Here is a 21324-nt window from a genome sequence, read left to right as displayed (position 1 = left end):
AATCAGACATCATACTTACGAAAGTATTCAGCTGGGGTATAACCCGTGATCTTCTTAAATGAACGAATAAAATGGGATTGGTCAGTATAAAGGTCTACGTTATGTTCTTTTAATGATTGCTGCAAGCGCATCACTTTTAAAAAGTCATGGGGTGAAAAACCAGTTGCTTGCTTTAAAACTCTCTGCAGTTGACGAGGAGAATGATGGGCGATTTCAGCCATTTCTGAAACACTGTGTATATAATCTAAATTGGATAGAATTTTTTGAACAGTCTTATTTTGCACAACAATATTTTGCTCAACTAAACTTGATACTAAATCAGTAAAAATAGGTAGCTTATCTGAAAAACTCAAAGAAGCTGTTTTAATATTAACTTCAATAAGTGGTAACTTACCCAAATATTTTGAGCCTACAAAACCGTCTGCAGTTTCGCTATTATTCCCGTGCCAAACTCCAGGAAAAAACTGAATGCCCGCATAATCAAAATCTTTACCAAGTTGTAGTTCGGTATAAGTGGTTTTTAGTCCTGTAATACCTGCTATGTCGGTGTCCTTCTGATTAAACAGAATGTTAATACAGGCATCCGGAATGGCGTGCAAGGTAAAATCATCCCGCAGGGGGATTTCGGTTTTTATTTGCCAATAGCTATGAACAATATTCCTTAATTGTTGTGGTGGTTTGACCTCATTGTAAATAACGAGGTCACTACTTTTTTTCATTCCATCTTTTATTGGGTCATACATGCTATTACTTGTGCTAACTCTAGGTTGCTTATGAAAAACATAACGCCTCTTTTAAAGGCAGAAACACAGCGTTCAAAGATACGATTTTAGCGTTTTGTTTGGTCGCATCAATTGCCCGCGTAACGAAGTAGATTTTTGCTGACTTAATCCATTTAGGCAATCTATTCGCTAGAGATGAATTACTCCATCCCAACTCATCATCTTTCGCACGCCCTCTTAAGGTTGCTCCAACATAAGATGTAATAATATTAAAAGAAAAAATGATCTCAAACTTTTTCCTTTTGACATAAAGCCTCCTTAAGAGATAAGGAGGTGTCTACTAAAACGGCTCAATTACATTTTCTAAAGTGCTTACTAGGCATGACTTTTATCAGCTTGGATGTCTATTCCTTTAATTAACAACCAAAGACCAAACGTTATTTCAAAAAAAGCTCCTGGCATCATGAAGTAACTCAACACTTGAGGTGGATTAAGTAGAACAATATTTGAAAAACCATACACCACCATCGAAATATAAGTGAATAGCCCCCAAAAAACCAACCACTTAGGTATGTAATTAGAAACGTAGAACAAATACATGAAAATCGTGGCACCAATACCCATGATAATTAGAAGAACATCCCACATCGAGCCACTTATTTTCACAAATATGCTAGCTAATGTATGCAACTGCTCATCTTGAAATACAGTTGAAAATTCTGGATTCTTTAAAACGGCTATCACTGCTAATGTAATGATTGTTGCGACAAAGCCGAGAAGCCCTTCTCCAAACCTGAAAAGTAGTGCCACGAGAGCAAAATTTTTGTTTATCGTTTTAGTAACTAAGTACTGTGCCCATGAAGCCCAAATAACAGCTATAAACATAATAATATCTATAGTTTGAGCAAGTCTGAACTTTGTCTCAACCTCATCAAAAGCTCCAAAGTTGTATATACCTTGCTTAAATAGTAGTGAATTAAACATCCCTAAAATTATATAAATCAAGTACGCGGCACCTAAATGCTTAACATACAGCTTAAGTGATGAACCATTATTCCCCATTGATAATTATCCTGTGATTGCTGAGTGTTTAAATGTCTAATTTGGGGCGGCTGAAGCGCAGCGTAAGCCGTCCCAGCCGAGATAGCGGCGACAATAGCGCCTTGTTAGTTTTTTATAAGCCGCTCAATAATTAGGGTAAGTTCACTAACTACCAATTCAGGCTCGTCAAACTGCACAAAATGACCACTCATCTCCGTTAACACTGCCCGCCCTTGTGGAAAAGCTTCGGCCCATTGTTTCCATGTCTCACCCCACTTGAATACACCTTGATCACTAGCAAGCAAGTGCAGGGGATTGGGATTTTTTTTGATCGAGGCAATAACAGTAACTGGCATGTTTTTGATCTGTGGGTAGTTCGGTAAAGGTCTCTTACTCCAAAAATCCAAGTAGTTGTTTGACATGCCATTTTCCATATCAGCAAGCTTTACCGCAGCAATTTCTCTGTTAGCCTGCTCTAAATTAATAGCCCGCATAATATCCACATCATGCTCCGAAGACGGATCAAGCATCAGTAGTGCCTGTATTTGAGCAGGGTAAGACACTGCAAAATCCCGAGCTACACTACCGCCATAAGAATGAGCAATTAAAATGACCGGCTGCGTAATCCCTAAATTTAGTAAAAAATTGCTGGCATAATGAGCATACTCGTCAGAAGTAAAATGACGCTTTATTTTAGTTGAATTGCCATTTCCTACCCTTGAGTAGCGAATAACTGTCGCTTTTTCAGCAATTTTATAGAAGACAGGATCCCAGTCAGATAGACCAGCACCAGCACCACCTTCCAGCAGGACTGTATACTCACCACTGCCAGCGATTTCATATTCCAGCTCAAAGTCCCCAACCTTTGAAAACTTCGGTTCTGCGACCACAGAAAAGGACAACACAAAGAACGATAACAAAATGAATTTCAAAAAATCTCCTTAAAACACTAACAGCTTATTATGAAGACTTCTTAGTAACAACAGAACCTAATCATGTCCTGAACCCTTCATAGTTAATATTTATCAGTAGCTTACCTTGTTTTTACCACTTTTTTATAACATTTTTTATGTAGTTACTATTCGCGCATAGTAACTACAAATTAAACTTTTAGTTTTATCTTTATAAATCAACTGTCTACTCATAAACATCATAAAACTTTGTTGTTACCATGAATTCATAGTAACAACGTTAATTAGCGCAACAATCTAAGCGGCATACAGCTACTACTCGTGTACAACTGAGTGTTTATAATGAGCGTTACATCAATTAATTTGCTTATTGGGCTTGTATTGGCATAGGGCAAGCCAAACAATCAGCAATAGCCCTAATTACTTCCTACTCTTGAGGCGTATAGCTTTTATCAAAAGCAATTGGAACTATTAAAGCTGACAGCACTTTTTGTTTTGCCATAGGTGGTAGCTTGCTTAGCTCGTTTACTGAATTTGCAAAGCCTTCTATAGAAAGTTGATGCTTTGGTAATAGCAACATTGTTGAGCCGCTAATTTCTTTGTTTGCGGATTTAAGAATTGAATCAAAATCATTTTCTGCCGCAAACTCATGTATTAATACACTTAGCGTATATTCAATATCTTTATACAAAGACTGTAAGTTACGGTGAGTTATACGTTTTACATCTGCTTTTTCAAATTCTGCTTGTAGATAGTTAGCAACTATATTACTTAAAGCCCATTCAAATACAGTAAGTTGCTCGTCTACGTATACCAAATGCTGCATTTGAGTTAGCATCGCTTCGTATCTATTTATTGGCATTAACCGCAATTGCGGTAACGCTATTTCAATTAAAGGAAGCCTATATTGAATAGATAAACGCCCAATATCTTCCAAAATACTTTTTATTTGCGTGTATATATTGGCCGGTAAGTTACTTGCCAAATATCTAAGCTGTATTACTTTTTGCGCTTGATTATTTTCATGAAGTAATAGCGCATAAATCAATGCTTGAGCACCCAATGTATTGTGAGCCATTTTGTATAAACGCGCTGGAACATTGCTAATTAGTTGCTCTGCTTGCTTAATATGAGCATCTTTTAGTTGCCCTACGCCAGCTACTAAGCTACTGCTAGATTGCGTACCAACAAAACCCGACACTTGTGCACTTTTATCGTTTTCATTATTAAATAACGAAGGGTTTGTAGTACCTGTATTGTTGTAGCGCCCTGTCCATTGTGGGTCAAGAGCTTTAATACGTTCAGATAGTGGTGGATGAGTCGAAAATAATGACGAAAACTTAGTGCTAATAGCGTTTGAGAAAAATGCATGGCTAAAACTTTGCGCTTCGCTTGTTTCTAGTTTGGAACCGAACTTATATCCACCTATCTTTTTTAAGGCGTTAGCAATCCCATGGTTATTACGTGTAAACTATACCGCAGAAGCATCGGCTAAATACTCCCTTTTTCGGGAAACAGAAGCCTTTATTAAATTTCCAAAAAAGGTACCGCCATATCCAATCACAATAAGACCTAATCCGAGCAATGCGGCTTGGTTCCCCTTTTTAGAACGTTTCCCTACACTACTGCCTCGCATAATAAAGTAGCCAATGAGGCCAAGCAAAGTAATTCCATATAATATGCCCGTTAAACGCATATTAATGCGCATATCACCATTTATAATATGACTAAATTCATGTGCAACTACACCTTGCAGTTCGTCTCGTGAAAAGTAATCGAGCGCGCCTTGGGTAATACCAATTATTGCATCGTTAGTAGAAAACCCTGCTGCGAAAGCGTTAATCCCATCTTCATTTTTTAGTAAGTAAACAGGTGGCACTGGCGTGCCTGAAGCAATCGCCATTTCTTCAACAACATTTAACAGCACATTATGCTGAAGGTTGTCACTTCCATGAGTAACTAACACGCCACCTAAAGACTGGGCAACCACCCTACCACCTTGTGAGAGGCTTGATATTTTATATATACTGCTAATAGCAATAAATATAATCACTACACCACCAATTATGAAGAAGGCTTTCCAATCAAACAATGACTTTACATAAGTCCACGTAAGGGGTTTACCTTCCAATCCAGTAAAACCCAATACCCCCATTACTAATAGGTTTGTTAGCACTACAAGTGTAAGCACCGCTAATGTAAATAGCACAATTAATCGTTTGGTTTGCCCTCGGGCGTGAGCTTGAGATTCAAAAAAATTCATAGTAACGCGCAACGCCTTTTAAAAGGAAACCTTTGGTGCGCTTTGTATAGCCTGACTATCTGCAAATTCGAGTAAGCTTGCATCTTGTCCATGACCAAACATTCCTGCAAAGATGTTTTGAGGAAAGCTTTGCTTATATGTATTGTAAGCCAATACTTGGTCATTATACGCTTGGCGTGCAAAACTGACCTTATTTTCGGTTGACGAAAGTTCTTCAGAAACTTGCATCATATTTTGATTGGCTTTTAAGTCAGGATACGCTTCCATAACAATATTGAGCTTGCCCATAGCGCTACCTAGCGCGGCTTCTGCTCCTATCAAACTTTGCATCGCAGAAGCGTCGCCTGGGGAATTAGCCGCATTTGATAAACCTTGAGACGCTTGGTTTCGTGCGGCAATTACGTTCTCTAGGGTTTCTTTTTCGTGCTGCATATAAGCTTTTGCGGTTTCAACTAAATTGGGGATTAGATCGTAACGACGCTTTAGTTGGACTTCAATTTGCGCGAAACCATTTTTAAATTGATTTTTAAGCGCGACTAATTTGTTGAATACGCCAATCACGTAAAAAATAACAACAGCTAGGACTACAATTGCGATAATACTGCTGATTTCCATATACTTACTCACTCAATAATGCGGTGTAATTTAATGAAACAGTAGCATAAGTAAGGCAACATACAAGTATTGCTATTGCAAAATCAGGTAAAAAAAAAGCAGTTTATAAACTGCTTTTTTCAATTAACAACAACTACTTATTATGATTTGGGGCTTAACACGCTTACGCCGTTCATATAAGGAATAAGTACTTCTGGCACCACAACTGAGCCGTCAGCTTGTTGGTAGTTCTCTAAAACAGCCACAAGTGTGCGACCAACAGCCAAGCCTGAACCATTTAATGTATGTAAAAGCTCAGGCTTTTTCATATCATTTGATTTATAACGCGCTTGCATTCTACGTGCTTGGAAATCGCCCATATTTGAACATGATGAAATTTCGCGATAAGTATTTTGCGCAGGTAGCCATACTTCTAAATCATAGGTTTTAGTTGCGCCAAAACCCATATCGCCAGTACAAAGTACTACTTTTCTATATGGAAGATTTAACTTCTGTAAAATTGTTTCAGCATGGCCGGTTAGCTCTTCTAAGGCTTGCATACTTTGCTCTGGTAACACCAACTGAACCATTTCGACTTTATCAAATTGATGCTGGCGAATAAGGCCTTTAGTATCGCGTCCGTATGAACCTGCTTCGCTTCTAAAGCAAGGCGTATGCGCGGTCATTTTAATTGGCAGTTCTTTATCTGCAAAAATAGCGTCTCTAGCGATGTTTGTTAGCGGCACTTCTGCAGTTGGGATTAAAGACATCCCCTGACCTTCTTCTGTTGCTGGTTTGGTATGAAATAAGTCTTCACCAAACTTCGGCAACTGCCCTGTTCCATACAAGCTATCAGAATTCACTAAGTAAGGGACGTATACTTCTTGGTAACCATGCTCTTGGGTATGTGTATCAAGCATGAACTGAGCTATTGCTCTGTGCAAGCGTGCTATTTTGCCGTTCATAACAACAAAGCGGCTGCCCGACAATTTAGCGGCAGTTTCAAAGTCTAAGCCATTGTCGATTTTTGCTGAAACATCTACATGATCTAACACATCAAAATCAAACTCAGAAGGCGTGCCCCACTTTAAAATTTCTACATTTTCATCTTCATCTTTCCCAACCGGAACACCTTCGGCAGGAAGATTGGGTGTTTCTTGATAAAAAATGTTTAAAGCACTTAATACTTCATCTAATGATTTCTTTGCGTTATCTAAATCACTACCTAATTTGTCAACCTCGGCTAACAAAGGTGCAATGTCTTCGCCTGCAGCTTTTGCTTTACCAATTGACTTAGAGCGCACATTACGCTCATTTTGCAGTTCTTGGGTAGAAATTTGAAGTGACTTACGTCTATTTTCTAAATCATTATATGCGTCAATATCAAGTATAAAACCGCGGCTCGCAAGTGCAGCTGCAGTTTCTTCGATGCTATTTCTAAGCAATCGTGGGTCTAACATGGATCAATTCATCCTTTTACTAATAAAAATGCCAGCCATACAGCAAAAATGCATACGCTAACGTTGATTAAAATATTTAATGCAGCTTTTAAAATAAAACCACTCTGTAATAACATAAATGTATCAAAAGAAAATGTAGAAAACGTTGTTAAAGCGCCTAACAAACCTACGCCTAATAATAAGCGAAGGTTATTTGATAGTACGTCAAAGTTGTTTAACCAAGCGTACAAACATCCTAAAAGGAATGAGCCTATTACGTTTACGAGTAGAGTACCAAAGGGAAAGCCTTTACCCAATAATTTTGTGCTTTCTATTACTAAAAAATAACGTAAACACGCGCCAATTGCGCCGCCAATAGCTACATACAGATACGGACTCATATTGTTCCTTGTCTTAACGAGGCTAAAAACGCCATTTTATCTTTAAGTTTCTTTTCCAAACCTCTTTCAGCAGGCTGATAAAGGTCTTGGTCGTTTATACCATCGGGCAAGTAATGTTGTTCAGGAGAATAAGCATGTTCATAGTTATGCGCATATTGATAACCTTCACCATGCCCGAGTTCTTTAGTAATGGAGCTTGTAGAGTTTCTAAGATGCAAGGGTATAGGTGCCGTTGGATGCATTTTAGCGAGGCGTTTTGCAGCTTTAAAAGCATTATAAACAGCGTTACTTTTAGGTGCTAAAGCACAATATATTACCGCTTGCGCTACTGCTCTTTCACCTTCCTGAGCCCCCACTCTATGATACAAATCCCATGCATTCAAACATATTTGCATTGCGTTAGGATCAGCGTTACCAATATCTTCAGTGGCTATAGCCAATAACCTGCGGCAAATGGGCGTAATATCACTAGAGGCTAACAATAATCGGGCAAACCAATACAAGCCGCCGTCTACCGATGACCCCCTTATAGATTTATGAAAAGCTGATAATATGTCGTAATAATGGTCACCTTGCTTATCAAAATTACCAATGCGTTCACCACAAGCTTGCGTAACATGATTAATACTCAAGGCGTTTGCGTCATTTCCTATTAAGTTAATCGCCACTTCAAAATTACTCAGTAATCTTCGGGCATCGCCTTCACTTAAATTTAGTAGAAGTTCAAACGCATCATCATTAATCGAAAATCGTGTAGATTTTTCTGAGTTGATATAATCTAAAGCGCGCTCAATTAACACGCGTAAATCTTCATGTTGTAAAGATTGTAAAGTAAATACGCGCATTCGCGACAACAAGGCTGAATTAACAGAAAACGCGGGGTTTTCAGTGGTTGCGCCAATTAGCACTATGTCACCATTTTCTACATGCGGTAAAAAAGCATCTTGTTGCGTCTTATTGAAGCGATGTATTTCATCTACGAATACAATTTTACTTTCTTGAAATAAGCTGCCTGATGTAGAAGAAGTGATACTTTTAATATCCTTAATGCCGCTGTTTATAGCTGACATATTAATCACAGGCAATTGCCAATACTTTTCTAGTAGATGAACCAAACTTGTTTTTCCGCAACCCGGTGGCCCCCATAAAATCATGGAGCACAATTGCTGCTGCTCACACAAGCGCGTAATAGGCCCGTTAGGCCCCACTAAGTGTGATTGCCCTACATAATTTTCAAGTGAAGTAGGACGCAGAATATGGGCTAGGGGTTGACTCAAATCCATTAATTTTTAGCGCGTTGATCATCAATTACCCAATTAGCATTGGGCTTATAAGAAAATACACTGGCAGGCATAGTGACATTATATTCAATATCTGAAAAAGAAATGACGTTACGCTGCTGTTGTTGGTCTATAGACGTTAATAAAGATAACTGTTTATCTTTATTAAAACTTAAAATCAACATACTTATTTGTGCATCTGTATTTTGCGGCTTAATAATAAAATCGCCATCAAGTTTTTCAATATTGACGTTTGCCCACTGCTCTTCATCATCGCTAATTAGCAGCATCAACGGATTGGATGCCGTTAAGCTATCTTGTTCCATTAAAGTAAGCTGTTCAACGAATGGGTCAATATTGTAAACGGTTTGGCCATCAGCAATCAGTAACGATTCGTCGGGGCTTTTTACCTCCCAACGCAACATATTCGGTTTTTGAAGTAAAATAGAACCTTCTGTTTCTTGTAGCAGTTCACCTTGCATATCTGCAATTTCTTGTGAAAAATTGGCTTGTAAACTTTGAAATTTAGCGATCAATTGGCGTAATTCTGATTTTGCTGACGATTCAGTTTTAGTCTCAACATTACTCGCTAAGTTAGCGTTTTGTGCGTCTAACGGCGTTGCTTGAACGCCTTGAATTGACAAGCCTAATGCGCCGCACAAATATATAAATGGGGTTAAACCATTAAATTTCATATTAATCCTTAATTGGAGGTGGAGCTAGAACTTCACGGTTTCCGTTGTGCCCTGGCGTACTTACGACGCCGTTTTGCTCAAATTGTTCAACTATTCTGGCCGCTCTGTTGTACCCAATTCTAAATTTTCGTTGAATACTGGAAATTGAAACCTTTCGCGTTTCAGTAATAAAAGCAAGCGCTTCATCATAAACGGCATCGTATTCTTCATCGGCATTTTCAGATTGTTCACCCGGCAGAAGAATTTCGCCGCCCATATCCCCGTTTAATATTTCATCAATATAATCAGGTTCTCCGCGTGCCTTCCAATCGGCTACTACAGCGTGTACTTCGTGATCATCTACAAATGCACCATGAACACGTGTTGTAATGCTAGTACCAGGCGGGTTATACAGCATATCCCCCATACCTAATAGTGACTCAGCACCTTGTTGGTCTAAAATAGTACGAGAATCTATTTTGCTCGATACTTGAAACGCAATACGCGTTGGAATATTTGCCTTAATCAAGCCGGTTATTACATCTACGGAAGGCCGCTGAGTGGCCAATATTAAGTGTATACCTGCCGCCCTCGCCTTTTGTGCAATTCGAGCAATAAGTTCTTCTACTTTTTTACCAACAATCATCATCATGTCGGCAAATTCATCAACTATTACCACTATGGCAGGAAGTTTTTCAAGTTCAGGAGCGCTTGGTTCCATACTTTCTTCTGATTTCCATAATGGATCAAGTATGGGTTGGCCGCTTTCCTTAGCATCCTTAATTTTCTTGTTGTAGCCTTTAAGGTTTCTCACCCCCAAAGCTGACATCAAGCGGTAACGACGCTCCATTTCGCCAACACACCAACGAAGTGCATTTGACGCTTCTTTCATGTCAGTCACAACTTCTGCTAATAAATGTGGAATGCCTTCGTATACTGATAATTCCAACATTTTAGGATCTATCATAATCAAGCGAACATCTTCAGGCGTCGACTTATAAAGCAGGCTTAAAATCATAACGTTAACGCCCACCGATTTACCCGAACCGGTAGTACCCGCCACCAGTAAATGCGGCATTGCAGCTAAATCAACAACAACCGGTTCGCCGCTTATGTCAGCACCTAACACCATTGTTAATGGCGAATCTTTCTTTTGAAAGGCGTCACAAGCAATAACCTCACTTAAGCGCACCATTTCTCGGTGTTTGTTGGGTAGCTCTAAACCAATTACTGACTTACCAGGAATAACCTCTACCACGCGCACTGAAATAGCTGACATTGCACGAGCTAAATCTTTTGCAAGGGTGGTAATTTTACTGACTTTAACGCCTGGGGCTAAATCAAGTTCAAACCGCGTTATTACCGGGCCAGGTAGTACATTAACAACCTGTGCAGTTACGTTAAAGTCAAGCAGCTTAGCTTCTAACAATCGAGCTACTTGCTGTAACTCTTCTTCGCTAATTGGATTTTCTTTTTTATCAGCCCGTTGCAGCAAATCAAACGATGGAAGTGGCGTCATTTCCTGTTGGCTTGTGTCGCCATTTAGAGTATCAAGCTTTTCACTTGCGGTAGCAGTAGGCGTGTAAACAGGCTTTTGCGCTTTTTGAACGGGCTTTACTTGCTCTTGTTTTTCAGCTTTGGCTTTATTTCTGCTTACTGTAGGAACATTACTAAGGTCATCTTCATTACCACTTAATACCTTTTTAAATACATCTTCTGGAATACTGTAGTCGTCATTTTCATGTTCATTAGGTTCAGCTCGCAAACTGGTAATTTGAACACTAGAAGTTGATGTATCATTTTGTTTGTTGTTCTCTAAGCTATCTTGCTTTGCTCTAGGTGATGGTAATGACAATGCCGACATTTTATTGGGCAGTTTGGCTACCTGCTTGGCTCCGAAAATTACGCTCTCACCTATGGTATCTATAAGTTTAAACCATGAAATACCAGTAGTGAGCGTAAACCCGGTACAGAAAAAACATAACAACAATAAAACCGAGCCCACAAAACTGAAATGCGGTATTAATGCATCACTTATTATGTCACCCATTGCGCCGCCAGCAGATACGCTGTAGAAGTCATCAAAATTGATGCTCGCAATGCCTGTAAAGCCGAATACAAGTAGAACAACACCCACTAATCGAAGTGCTATGGTTAAGTAATCGAGTTCAATTAAACTCTTTACGTGAAGAAAGAAAAACCATCCAACAAAGGCCAAACAAAATGGAATTAAATATGCGGTAATACCAAAGGTGAACAATAATATATCAGCAAAATAAGCGCCTACTGGCCCCATAATATTTTGCACATTAGATTCTAAACCTGCTTGGCTCCAGCCAGGATCGCTAGGATGAAAGTAAGATAAGGCAACGAGCAAGAAAAAGGCAAAAGCACATGAAATAATCATGCCTACTTCCATAAGCCTTTGAACGCCTGATAGTCTGGTCATAATAATAATTTATTCTTTATTTTTGTTTAAGGTAAATAGCGCAATACGCAGAGGTTTCGTTTTAATTCTTTTACCCTCTGGTTATTAACCCTCAATAATTAACTCGTAGATTAACATAATGTTAGGTCTTAAACAGCACTATATAAGGGGCATTTTTGGTGATTATTTTAAGTTAATTTTAATACTATTAGTATGTTTAACTTCTTCCATCACAACATAGGTCCTTGATTCGCTTACACCAGGCAAACGAAGTAATGTATCACCTAAAAACTTTCTATAGCTCGACATATCGGCTACGCGAGTTTTTAATAGAAAATCAAAATTGCCTGAAACTAAATGGCACTCTTGAATATCTTCGTGCTCTTGCACTGCCGCAGAAAATTCTGCAAATATATCTACAGATGTTTTCGTTAATGTAATTTCAACAAAAACAAGCATTGCCGCCCCTAGCAAGTTTGGATTAAGCCTTGCTTGGTAATTTACAATGTAACCTTGCGACTCTAAACGCCTTACCCTTTCTAAACAAGGGCTTGGACTTAAGCCCACTACCTTAGATAATTCCACATTCGATATCTTACCGTTCTTTTGAAGCTCTATTAGAATGCGTCGGTCAATCTTATCAATGTGATTTGGTGTTTTTACTAACAAAACTTTATGCCGTCATAATTATACTTTTCGTTATTATATTCTAAAATTTTAAAAACTTCGAAATTTTTATTCTTACACTTTGCATTACAATAATGGTTTATTAATCAAACAAAGAGCAAAGCAATGATCGTTGGCGTTCCTAAAGAAATAAAAAATCATGAATATCGCGTTGGCTTAACACCCGCCGCTGTAAAAGAGTTTGTTGCGAATGGTCATAAAGTGATTATTCAAACAAATGCTGGTACCGAAATTGGTTTTACTGATGAGCTTTATGAACAAGCAGGCGCAGCTATTATTAATAGCGCTGAAGAAATATTCGCCACTGCAGACATGATTATAAAAGTAAAAGAGCCACAACCAAACGAATGTAAAATGTTGCGTGAAGGCCAAATTTTATATACCTACCTACACTTAGCACCAGACCCAACGCAAACCGAATTGTTAGTGGCATCTAAAGCTACCTGTATTGCATATGAAACGGTAACTGACAACCGTGGCGCACTACCATTACTTGCACCAATGAGTGAGGTAGCGGGCAGAATGGCGGTGCAAGCTGGTGCCCATTATTTAGAAAAAGCACACGGTGGTAGTGGTACTTTATTAGGTGGCGTACCGGGCGTTGCTGCAGGTAAAGTGTTAATTATTGGTGGCGGTGTAGTAGGTGTAAACGCGGCAAAAATGGCTGTGGGCTTAGGCGCTGATGTAACATTGCTTGACCGCTCGCTTCCACGCCTACGTGAACTTGATGATATTTTCAATTCACAAATTAAAACCGTGTATTCAACCGAAGACGCCATTGAGCATTATTCATCAAGAGCTGACTTAGTAGTTGGTGCGGTACTTATTCCAGGAGCAGCTGCCCCTAAATTACTCAATAAAACACATATTAAAAACATGAAACCTGGTTCAGTGTTGGTGGATGTAGCTATTGATCAAGGCGGCTGTTTTGAAACGTCAAAAGCCACTACGCACCAAGACCCAGTTTATGTTATTGATGATGTTGTTCATTACTGCGTTGCAAATATGCCAGGCGGTGTAGCACGGACATCAACAATGGCGCTTAACAATGCTACATTACCTTTTGGTTTAGCCTTAGCAAACAAAGGTGCTAAACAAGCTATGTTAGATGACCCACATTTATTAAATGGATTAAATGTACATAAAGGTTTTGTAACTTATAAAGCAGTAGTAGATGCACTAGGTGAAACATTAGACTTAGCATATTGTGACGCTAAAACCGCGCTAAATAAGTAGCTTTATATACTTAATTGATACGAAAAAGGCACGGTATCTAGTACAAACTGGATACCGTGCCTTTTTGTTTTAACTCGCTTTTTCTAGTTACAGAATAGAAACGTTAATTTTGTTTAACACGTCTAGCGGAGATTCAGCTTTAGTAATTGGCCGCCCTATTACTAGATAATCTACGCCAGATTGCATTGCTTCAGTGGGTGTCATTATTCGCTTTTGATCATCAACGCTGCTACCTTCTGGACGAATACCCGGCGTCACTAAACAAAACTCTGGATTGAGTTGTTGACGTAACATTAAGGCTTCTTGCGCAGAACATACCACGCCATCAGCTCCCGCATCTTGTGCTAACAAGGCCAAACGCGACACTTTATGGCTAATGTTTGTCACTTCATACACATCGCTAAATTGCTGTTCATCCATACTAGTAAGCACAGTAACCGCCGTTAAAATAGGAGATTTACTTGCTGAAAGTGCTGCGTCCTTAGCTGCACTCATCATTTGTGCGCCGCCACTAGCGTGAACGTTTACCATCCAAACTCCCAGTTTACTTGCTGCTTTTACCGCTTTAGCAACCGTGTTAGGAATGTCATGAAATTTAAGGTCTAGAAATACGTCATAACCCTCATCGACTAAATAGCGAACCCAATCAGGGCCAAACAAAGTAAACATTTCCTTGCCAACTTTTAAGCGACATTGCTTGGGAGAAATCTTTGATACAAATGATTTTGCAAGTGCTAGTTCATCAAAATCTAGCGCTACGATTACAGGGGAAGTTTTAGAATTTTGACTACTCACCATCTAATCCTTTTATAGGTTTAATAACTGACCATTTTTTGCATGAAGGGCAAAGCCAGTACAACTGACGTCCCGAAAATCCGCAGCTCTGACAACGATATTTTGGGCGCTGTGCTATTTGCTTATCAATAAGCTCGTGCAAGTGTTCAATACTTTGTTGCGTTCGTTCGTCGTTAAGCAATTGTTGATATAACGACAACAAAGACTTAAAGCCTCGCATGGTTGGGTGCTGTTTTAACTGCATCAGCAAGGTCTCAACCGCTGGCTCAATATCACCTTTTCTCGCAATAATATTTACTTTTGCAATGTACGATGACGCACACTTCTGCCAATATGGTTCAAGAATTTTTTCAAGTTGCTGCCAATTATCAGACTTACCGGCACTAATTTCCAACAAAGGGATGGCTTCACTTAACCAATCTAAATCTCGCTTTGGAATTTCGGTTAAGTAATCAATAGCTTGGCTGTAGTTTTCTTGTTTAACGGCAAGTTTGCCTAATTCAAGCCAAGCCCTAACTTGCTTGCCCTCAACCATTACAGCTTTCTTGAGCGTATTTTGCGCCTCTTCTAACTTGCCATCAGATACTAAATCTACGGCTTGCTCACAATAAAAGTGAGATAGCAACAAATATAAATGCTCATCATTTGGGGTGACTTTAAGACTTCTACTGGCTAGATCTACCGCTTTATTCCACTCTTTCGTAACTTGATAAATACTAAAAAGCTTTTGCTGAGCAATAGAAAAGTGTTTGTCGTTTTCTAACAACTGAATGAACACGCCTTCAGCTCGCTCTAAAAATCCTGCTAATAAGTAATCGGTACCAAGCTCAACTAAGGCTAATGCTTCTTGGCGTTTACTTATTTCGTCACGGCTGATCAGGTTTTGATGAACTCTTATAGCGCGATCTAATTCACCGCGGTGTCTAAAAAAGTTCCCCATCGCAATATGCGTTTCTATAGTGTCATTGTTTACACTAATCATTTTTATAAGGGTATCAACAGCTTTGTCAGGTTGATCTGACAATAAGAAGTTTAAGCCTTTGTAATAATGAGTAGATAAAATGGAGGATTGTTTACGCTGAGCACTGCGTAAACTATTGCGTCCCATTACCCAACCGTAAGCGGCAGCAACAGGAAGCAATAAAAAAAGTAGTTCTAGCATCTACGACGACTTTTCAACAGATAATTTGTCTAAACGTTTCTTTAAACTGGCAAAACGCACTTTTAAAGATAAATATTTGGTTAAAATTGTTGATACACCAATGAAAAAACCAACAAATAAGCAAACTACCATAAAAGTAGATATGCGCATGTCAACTTGGGCAATCAAATAATTAATAGTGACCACATCAGCATTTCTGGAGCCAACAACAATCGCTGTTAGCAACATGAATATTACCAAGATGACCAGGACAATTCCTTTCATACTAATCCTACTACTTGTTCAAATTTTTAGAATTGCTTATAAGTCTACTCTATCGCGCAATTCTTTGCCTGCTTTAAAGTGAGGAACATGTTTGCCTGTAAGCTCAACTTTATCGCCGGTTTTAGGGTTGCGGCCAACTCTAGGGGCACGGTAATGCAATGAGAAGCTACCAAAACCACGTATCTCTATTCTGTCGCCACGCTGGAGTGTTTGAGCCATTTGCTCGAGTAATTCTTTTACTGAATTTTCTAAATCACGGCCTTGTAATTCGCCGGTCTTAAGTGCTAAACGTTCAATAAGTTCTGATTTGGTCACGTGTATCTCCAATATTAGTATAGGTACAATGTATTGGGTAACCGAGTGTGAAAGGTGTAAGAAGGAGCGGCTAGATTAGCCGCTCCGAATAGAGCAATTACTCGCCTTTTGCAGCTTTAAATGCTTCTGCCATTGCGTTAGCAAAGCCAGCATCTTCAGTCTGGTTATTCACTTTATCAAGCGCTTCTTTCTCATCTGCTTGATCTTTAGCTTTCACTGACAAATTAATTACGCGATTCTTACGGTCAACACCAGTGTATTTTGCGTCAATAGTTTCGCCTACTTTCACAACTTCACTTGCGTCTTCAACTCTTTCACGAGCTAAGTCACCAATGCGGATATAACCTTCAACTTCTTCAGCTAGTTGTACAGTTACACCTTTAGCATCGGCCTCGATTACAGTTCCATTAACAATAGCACCTTTCTTGTTATCTGTCAGATACTTATTGAACGGATCTTCTTCGATTTGTTTAACACCTAAAGAAATACGCTCGCGCTCAGGGTCAACTTGTAGTACTACTGCACTAATTTCATCGCCTTTCTTATATTCGCGAACTGCTTCTTCACCTTGTTTCTGCCATGAAATGTCAGATAAGTGAACAAGTCCATCGATGCCGCCGTCTAGGCCGATAAAGATACCGAAGTCAGTGATTGACTTGATCTTACCTGATACCTTGTCGCCTTTCTCGTAAGACTTAGCAAACGTTTCCCAAGGGTTGTCGATGCACTGTTTAAGGCCTAAAGAAATACGACGACGTTCTTCGTCTATTTCAAGAACCATAACGTTTACAACGTCACCTAGGTTAACAACTTTAGATGGGTGAATGTTTTTGTTAGTCCAGTCCATTTCTGAAACGTGAACCAAACCTTCAACGCCGTCTTCAATTTCAACAAAACAACCGTAATCAGTAAGGTTAGTAACTGCACCGCTAAGCTTAGCGCCTTCTGGGTAACGGTTAGCAATTTCTTGCCATGGATCGCTGCCCATTTGCTTCATACCTAATGATACGCGAGACTTATCTTTGTCGAACTTAAGAACTTTAACGTTGATTTCATCACCAACATTTACGATTTCACTTGGGTGCTTAACACGCTTCCAAGCCATATCTGTGATGTGAAGTAGACCGTCAACACCGCCTAAATCTACGAATGCTCCGTAGTCAGTTAGGTTCTTAACGATACCTTTAACTTCATCACCTTCTTCCAAGTTAGCTAACAATTGATCGCGCTCAGCACTGCTTTCCGCTTCAATTACAGCACGACGAGAAACAACAACGTTGTTGCGTTTAGCGTCTAACTTGATTACTTTAAACTCTAGCTCTTTGCCTTCTAGGTGGTTTGTTTCACGTACTGGACGTACGTCAACTAATGAACCAGGTAAGAATGCGCGAACTGTGTTAACTTCAACCGTAAAGCCGCCTTTAACTTTACCGTTAATAACACCTTTAATAGTTTCTTTCTCGTCGTATGCTTTTTCAAGCTCAACCCAAGCTTCGTGGCGCTTAGCTTTTTCACGAGATAGAATAGTTTCACCGAAACCGTCTTCAACTGCGTCTAGAGCAACATCTACTGTGTCGCCAACTGCGATTTCAAGTGACCCATCAAGCGCTTTAAACTGCTCAACAGGGATAGCACTCTCTGATTTTAGTCCAGCATCTACAAGTACGATGTCTTTATCGATTGATACTACAGTACCTTTTACAATAGCGCCGGGACGCGTTTCTAATTGCTGGAGGCTTTCTTCAAAAAGTTGTGCAAAATTTTCAGTCATATTTAAATTCTAAGTTAATCCGACCATTCGATCCAGAACGACGGGGTTATTAAAAAATACCAAATTCATCCTAAACTCGGTTTTCAATTGCAAGTTCTTGCTACTCACCAAACAATTTTGAATCTATAAATTGTTTTGCTTTTTCAAAAACTTGCGCTATATTCATGGCAGAAGAATCAATTATTAATGCATCATCTGCTGCAAGAAGAGGTGACGTACTTCTGTTCAAATCTCGTTCATCTCTTGCTTGTATATCCGCCAAAAGGCGCGATAGTCTAACATCTTGACCCATAGCTTTCAACTGTTCATAACGCCTTTGCGCCCTAACCTCTGCGCTAGCGCTCAAAAATATTTTAGCTACGGCATCTGGGAAAACAACCGTTCCCATATCTCTTCCGTCGGCAATTAATCCAGGTGGTTGAGAAAACGCACGTTGACGACGCAACAGCGCCTCACGTACAAGCGGTATTGCAGCTACTTTTGAAGCTGCACTTCCCACTTCTTCGGTGCGAATATCATCAGTAACATCCTCACCTTCTAAAATAATACGATGGCCATTATTTGTTACATCAAACGTAACATCTAAGCCTGTGGCTAATGGTGTTAGGCCATCTATATCATCAAGTTCCATTCCATGGTGTAATGCGGCTACCGCTAGTACACGATATATTGCACCGCTATCAAGGAAATGCCATTGATATGAATCAGCTAACATGCTGCTCAAAGTGCCTTTCCCAGCCCCGCTAGGACCGTCAACGGTGACTATATGCGTTGTTTGCATAAATATTTCCTGTTACTCAAAATCGCGGCGATTATACGCCCCTCAATAAATAGTGCAACGCCACAGCACCTAAACTGGCTTTCAATTAGTATTTATAAGCAAATGGGCAATAAAAAAGCTCCATGACTGCGTCAATGGAGCTTTTAAAATCTAAAATAAAGTACAGTTTATGCTTTTTGGCACACTCTATTAAATTCATCAAAATAGTTAGGAAAAGTTTTAGCTGTGCACTTAGGGTCGTTAATCGTTATCCCGCAGTTGTCATCTAAGGCAACAAGCGAAAAGCACATAGCAATTCGATGGTCGTTATAAGTATCAATTTCTGCGTGCTTAATTACATCAGGCGGCGTAATTTGTATAAAATCTTCGCCCTCTATAACCTCTGCTCCTACTTTGCGTAATTCAGTGGCCATTGCAAATAAACGGTCGGTTTCTTTAACTCGCCAATTATAAATATTAGATATACGTGTAGTACCTTTAGCGAACAAAGCCACGGTACCTATAGTCATTGCCGCATCAGGGATATGATTCATATCCATATTAACTGCATGCAATTCATTGGCTGTAACACTAATACTATCAGCTTCCCAGTTTACCTTCGCTCCCATTTTTTCAAGAACGTCAGCAAATGCAATATCACCTTGAATACTGCTTTTACCAATACCCGTTACTTTAATAGTGCCACCCTTAACCGCAGCCGCCGCTAAAAAATAAGATGCCGATGAAGCGTCACCCTCCACAAGAAAGTGCTCAGGTGCCGTGTAAAACTGCTCACCGTCTATTATAAATTCAGCGTATTCGTTGTTTTGCACATTAACACCAAATTTAGCCATGCTATCTAAGGTAATATCAATGTAAGGCTTAGAAACTAAGGTGCCTTTAATTTTAATACGAATAGGCCTTTGCAACAAAGGTGCAGCCATTAGAAGCGCAGTTAAAAATTGACTAGACACGCTACCATCAATTTCAAATTCGCTGGTGGTAATTTCAGCCGGCTTAATTGCTAAAGGGGGATAACCCGCCTGTTTTAAATACGTAATGTTAGCGCCAGCATTTATTAGTTCATCAGCTAAGTCACCAATTGGCCTTTCTTCCATGCGGGGTTCACCCGTAAGCTCTAGGTCTACGTCTGAAAATGCTAGTGCGGCGCAAAGGGGGCGCATCGCAGTACCCGCATTACCTAAAAACAGACTTAGTGGTTCGCTAGACGAAAATTTACCACCAACGCCAGTTACCACACATTCTGTATTGTTATTACTCAGTTCATACTTTACGCCTAATTGCTTCAAAGCAACCAACATGTGTTTTATGTCGTCACTGTCAAGTAAGTTAGTAAGGCGTGTTTGCCCTTTGCTTAAGGCTGCAAGCAGTAAGGCTCTATTTGATAAACTCTTACTTCCTGGCAAATTTACCTGTCCCGAAACTTCTTTTACTGGGGATAGAGTTAGTTGTTCCATTAGCCTTTCGTCCTTTCAAATTCGCGCATAAACTCAGTAAGTGCCACAACGCCATCTAAAGGCATTGCGTTATATATACTTGCTCTCATGCCGCCAACATCACGATGCCCTTTTAGCGCTTTCAAGCCAGCTTTATCAGCGGCACTTAAAAACGCGTCATTTAAGCTGGTATCAGCTAAGTGAAAACCAACGTTCATTCTTGAACGATATTGCGGCGCAACATGATTGGTATAAAGAGAGCTTGAATCAATACAGTCGTAAAGGGTTAATGATTTCTTTGCATTCATAGCTTCAATATTTTGAATGCCTCCTTGCTCAAGCAACCACTCAAAAACTAAACCCGCTAAATACCATGAGAAGGTAGGTGGTGTATTGTACATGCTATCTTTTTTAGCTTGTAGCGCATAATCATATATGGCAGGGGTATCAGCGCGGCTGTATGACAATAAGTCATCTCTAACAATAACTACCGCTAATCCTGAAGGACCAATATTTTTTTGTGCACCAGCATACACAATACCGTAATCGGCAATATTAATTTGTTTTGACAATATATTTGATGACATATCAGCAACTAGCGGAACATCACCTGTTTTGGGTACCCAGCTAATTTCAATACCATCTACCGTTTCATTAGGGCAGTAATGAAAATAAGCGGCATTTGGATCCACTGACCACATGCTTGGATCTGAAACAAAAATATTGCCATCTTTTTCATAGTTGCTCGCTACTACATCACTACGCATGTATTTAGAAGCTTCAGCTACAGCCCCTTTAGACCACTGCCCTGACACTAAATGCTGGGCGAAGTCACCGCGTTTGGCAAGATTTAAGGGCACTGCGAAAAATTGTGCGCGTCCACCACCTTGCAAAAACAGCACTTTATAATTATCAGGTACTGAAAGTAACTGCCTAAGATCAGCTTCGGCTTTATCAGCAACAGCAATAAAAGGTTTACCTCTGTGGCTAACTTCCATTACCGAAGTGCCCTGCCCATTCCAGTCAAGTAATTCTGCTTGGGCTTTTTTTAATACTGCCTGGGGCAATGCTGCTGGCCCCGCGCTAAAGTTATATATACTCATTGAGATTTCCTACGTAAAAAA

General features: G+C 39.6%; 21 protein-coding genes. 1 reads left to right on the top strand and 20 read right to left on the bottom strand.

Features of this window, described 5'->3' with window-relative positions:
- Window positions 1–2: 2 nt before the first annotated feature.
- From ACOI22_RS02410 to lrp, 12 genes are all read right to left on the bottom strand, one after another.
- Complete coding sequence (locus tag ACOI22_RS02410) at window positions 3–743, bottom strand: helix-turn-helix domain-containing protein (protein ID WP_420669839.1); 741 nt, start codon at window positions 741–743, stop codon at window positions 3–5.
- A 354-nt stretch (window positions 744–1097) separates the two neighbouring features.
- Window positions 1098–1784 carry a DUF4386 domain-containing protein gene (locus ACOI22_RS02405; RefSeq protein WP_420669837.1) on the bottom strand — a complete coding sequence of 229 codons (687 nt, stop codon included), beginning with the start codon at window positions 1782–1784 and terminating at the stop codon, window positions 1098–1100.
- 104 nt (window positions 1785–1888) lie between these two features.
- The gene (locus ACOI22_RS02400; RefSeq protein ID WP_420669835.1) at window positions 1889–2695 is read right to left on the bottom strand and encodes an alpha/beta fold hydrolase; all 807 of its coding nucleotides are present in this window, start codon (window positions 2693–2695) and stop codon (window positions 1889–1891) included.
- A 406-nt stretch (window positions 2696–3101) separates the two neighbouring features.
- On the bottom strand, window positions 3102–3875 hold the full coding sequence (locus tag ACOI22_RS02395) for a hypothetical protein (protein ID WP_420669833.1): 774 nt from the start codon (window positions 3873–3875) through the stop codon (window positions 3102–3104).
- A 270-nt stretch (window positions 3876–4145) separates the two neighbouring features.
- Window positions 4146–4937, bottom strand: coding sequence for a M48 family metalloprotease (locus ACOI22_RS02390; RefSeq protein WP_420669831.1), 792 nt, complete (start codon window positions 4935–4937; stop codon window positions 4146–4148).
- Between the two features lie 18 nt (window positions 4938–4955).
- On the bottom strand, window positions 4956–5552 hold the full coding sequence (locus ACOI22_RS02385; RefSeq protein WP_420669829.1) for a LemA family protein: 597 nt from the start codon (window positions 5550–5552) through the stop codon (window positions 4956–4958).
- A gap of 140 nt (window positions 5553–5692) precedes the next feature.
- Window positions 5693–6991: a serine--tRNA ligase gene (gene serS / locus ACOI22_RS02380; protein WP_420669827.1), complete on the bottom strand. Its 1299-nt coding sequence runs from the start codon at window positions 6989–6991 to the stop codon at window positions 5693–5695.
- Window positions 6992–6999: 8 nt separating this feature from the next.
- Window positions 7000–7371, bottom strand: a complete 372-nt coding sequence (gene crcB, locus ACOI22_RS02375; protein ID WP_420669825.1) for a fluoride efflux transporter CrcB — start codon at window positions 7369–7371, stop codon at window positions 7000–7002.
- Entirely contained in the window at window positions 7368–8654 is a 1287-nt protein-coding gene (locus ACOI22_RS02370) for a replication-associated recombination protein A (RefSeq protein WP_420669823.1), read from the bottom strand. Before ACOI22_RS02370 ends, crcB begins: the two co-directional genes overlap by 4 nt.
- Window positions 8654–9346 carry an outer membrane lipoprotein chaperone LolA gene (lolA, locus tag ACOI22_RS02365; protein WP_420669821.1) on the bottom strand — a complete coding sequence of 231 codons (693 nt, stop codon included), beginning with the start codon at window positions 9344–9346 and terminating at the stop codon, window positions 8654–8656. The genes ACOI22_RS02370 and lolA overlap by 1 nt, the downstream gene beginning before the upstream one ends.
- Window position 9347: 1 nt before the next feature.
- Window positions 9348–11774 (bottom strand): DNA translocase FtsK, encoded by a 2427-nt coding sequence (locus ACOI22_RS02360; RefSeq protein WP_420669819.1) that lies wholly within the window; start codon window positions 11772–11774, stop codon window positions 9348–9350.
- Between the two features lie 162 nt (window positions 11775–11936).
- Window positions 11937–12422, bottom strand: a complete 486-nt coding sequence (gene lrp / locus ACOI22_RS02355; protein WP_420669817.1) for a leucine-responsive transcriptional regulator Lrp — start codon at window positions 12420–12422, stop codon at window positions 11937–11939.
- A gap of 123 nt (window positions 12423–12545) precedes the next feature.
- Here lrp and ald point away from each other — a divergent pair, with 123 nt between their 5' ends.
- Window positions 12546–13676, top strand: coding sequence for an alanine dehydrogenase (gene ald, locus ACOI22_RS02350; protein WP_420669815.1), 1131 nt, complete (start codon window positions 12546–12548; stop codon window positions 13674–13676).
- A gap of 87 nt (window positions 13677–13763) precedes the next feature.
- On the opposite strand, the gene pyrF is transcribed toward ald, so the two are convergent.
- The 8 genes from pyrF to serC form a co-directional block, all read right to left on the bottom strand.
- The gene (pyrF, locus tag ACOI22_RS02345) at window positions 13764–14474 is read right to left on the bottom strand and encodes an orotidine-5'-phosphate decarboxylase (RefSeq protein WP_420669813.1); all 711 of its coding nucleotides are present in this window, start codon (window positions 14472–14474) and stop codon (window positions 13764–13766) included.
- A complete protein-coding gene (lapB, locus tag ACOI22_RS02340; RefSeq protein WP_420669811.1) occupies window positions 14464–15633 on the bottom strand; it encodes a lipopolysaccharide assembly protein LapB in 1170 nt (389 codons plus the stop codon). The genes pyrF and lapB overlap by 11 nt, the downstream gene beginning before the upstream one ends.
- Window positions 15634–15897 carry a lipopolysaccharide assembly protein LapA domain-containing protein gene (locus ACOI22_RS02335; protein ID WP_420669809.1) on the bottom strand — a complete coding sequence of 88 codons (264 nt, stop codon included), beginning with the start codon at window positions 15895–15897 and terminating at the stop codon, window positions 15634–15636.
- Between the two features lie 36 nt (window positions 15898–15933).
- Entirely contained in the window at window positions 15934–16218 is a 285-nt protein-coding gene (ihfB, locus tag ACOI22_RS02330) for an integration host factor subunit beta (protein WP_420672298.1), read from the bottom strand.
- 91 nt (window positions 16219–16309) lie between these two features.
- On the bottom strand, window positions 16310–17983 hold the full coding sequence (gene rpsA / locus ACOI22_RS02325) for a 30S ribosomal protein S1 (protein WP_420669807.1): 1674 nt from the start codon (window positions 17981–17983) through the stop codon (window positions 16310–16312).
- Window positions 17984–18083: 100 nt separating this feature from the next.
- Window positions 18084–18764, bottom strand: a complete 681-nt coding sequence (gene cmk, locus ACOI22_RS02320) for a (d)CMP kinase (protein ID WP_420669805.1) — start codon at window positions 18762–18764, stop codon at window positions 18084–18086.
- A gap of 167 nt (window positions 18765–18931) precedes the next feature.
- On the bottom strand, window positions 18932–20221 hold the full coding sequence (gene aroA, locus ACOI22_RS02315; protein ID WP_420669803.1) for a 3-phosphoshikimate 1-carboxyvinyltransferase: 1290 nt from the start codon (window positions 20219–20221) through the stop codon (window positions 18932–18934).
- A complete protein-coding gene (serC, locus tag ACOI22_RS02310; protein WP_420669801.1) occupies window positions 20221–21303 on the bottom strand; it encodes a 3-phosphoserine/phosphohydroxythreonine transaminase in 1083 nt (360 codons plus the stop codon). The genes aroA and serC overlap by 1 nt, the downstream gene beginning before the upstream one ends.
- Between the last annotated feature and the right edge of the window lie 21 nt (window positions 21304–21324).

Origin of the sequence: Glaciecola sp. 2405UD65-10 (assembly GCF_048820975.1) — a bacterium.
In the GTDB taxonomy this organism is placed as follows: domain Bacteria; phylum Pseudomonadota; class Gammaproteobacteria; order Enterobacterales; family Alteromonadaceae; genus Glaciecola.
This window is presented reverse-complemented; position numbering and strand designations above follow the sequence as displayed.

What these genes read in the sequence shown, in the direction of transcription:
- crcB (WP_420669825.1), bottom strand. Translation starts at nt 7,371, where the DNA reads ATGAGTCCGTATCTGTATGTAGCTATTGGCGGCGCAATTGGCGCGTGT.
- ACOI22_RS02335 (WP_420669809.1), bottom strand. Translation starts at nt 15,897, where the DNA reads ATGAAAGGAATTGTCCTGGTCATCTTGGTAATATTCATGTTGCTAACA.
- serC (WP_420669801.1), bottom strand. Translation starts at nt 21,303, where the DNA reads ATGAGTATATATAACTTTAGCGCGGGGCCAGCAGCATTGCCCCAGGCA.
- ald (WP_420669815.1), top strand. Translation starts at nt 12,546, where the DNA reads ATGATCGTTGGCGTTCCTAAAGAAATAAAAAATCATGAATATCGCGTT.
- pyrF (WP_420669813.1), bottom strand. Translation starts at nt 14,474, where the DNA reads ATGGTGAGTAGTCAAAATTCTAAAACTTCCCCTGTAATCGTAGCGCTA.
- serS (WP_420669827.1), bottom strand. Translation starts at nt 6,991, where the DNA reads ATGTTAGACCCACGATTGCTTAGAAATAGCATCGAAGAAACTGCAGCT.
- ACOI22_RS02390 (WP_420669831.1), bottom strand. Translation starts at nt 4,937, where the DNA reads ATGAATTTTTTTGAATCTCAAGCTCACGCCCGAGGGCAAACCAAACGA.
- lapB (WP_420669811.1), bottom strand. Translation starts at nt 15,633, where the DNA reads ATGCTAGAACTACTTTTTTTATTGCTTCCTGTTGCTGCCGCTTACGGT.
- rpsA (WP_420669807.1), bottom strand. Translation starts at nt 17,983, where the DNA reads ATGACTGAAAATTTTGCACAACTTTTTGAAGAAAGCCTCCAGCAATTA.
- aroA (WP_420669803.1), bottom strand. Translation starts at nt 20,221, where the DNA reads ATGGAACAACTAACTCTATCCCCAGTAAAAGAAGTTTCGGGACAGGTA.
- ACOI22_RS02385 (WP_420669829.1), bottom strand. Translation starts at nt 5,552, where the DNA reads ATGGAAATCAGCAGTATTATCGCAATTGTAGTCCTAGCTGTTGTTATT.
- ACOI22_RS02410 (WP_420669839.1), bottom strand. Translation starts at nt 743, where the DNA reads ATGTATGACCCAATAAAAGATGGAATGAAAAAAAGTAGTGACCTCGTT.
- ACOI22_RS02370 (WP_420669823.1), bottom strand. Translation starts at nt 8,654, where the DNA reads ATGGATTTGAGTCAACCCCTAGCCCATATTCTGCGTCCTACTTCACTT.
- ACOI22_RS02405 (WP_420669837.1), bottom strand. Translation starts at nt 1,784, where the DNA reads ATGGGGAATAATGGTTCATCACTTAAGCTGTATGTTAAGCATTTAGGT.
- cmk (WP_420669805.1), bottom strand. Translation starts at nt 18,764, where the DNA reads ATGCAAACAACGCATATAGTCACCGTTGACGGTCCTAGCGGGGCTGGG.
- lolA (WP_420669821.1), bottom strand. Translation starts at nt 9,346, where the DNA reads ATGAAATTTAATGGTTTAACCCCATTTATATATTTGTGCGGCGCATTA.
- ACOI22_RS02360 (WP_420669819.1), bottom strand. Translation starts at nt 11,774, where the DNA reads ATGACCAGACTATCAGGCGTTCAAAGGCTTATGGAAGTAGGCATGATT.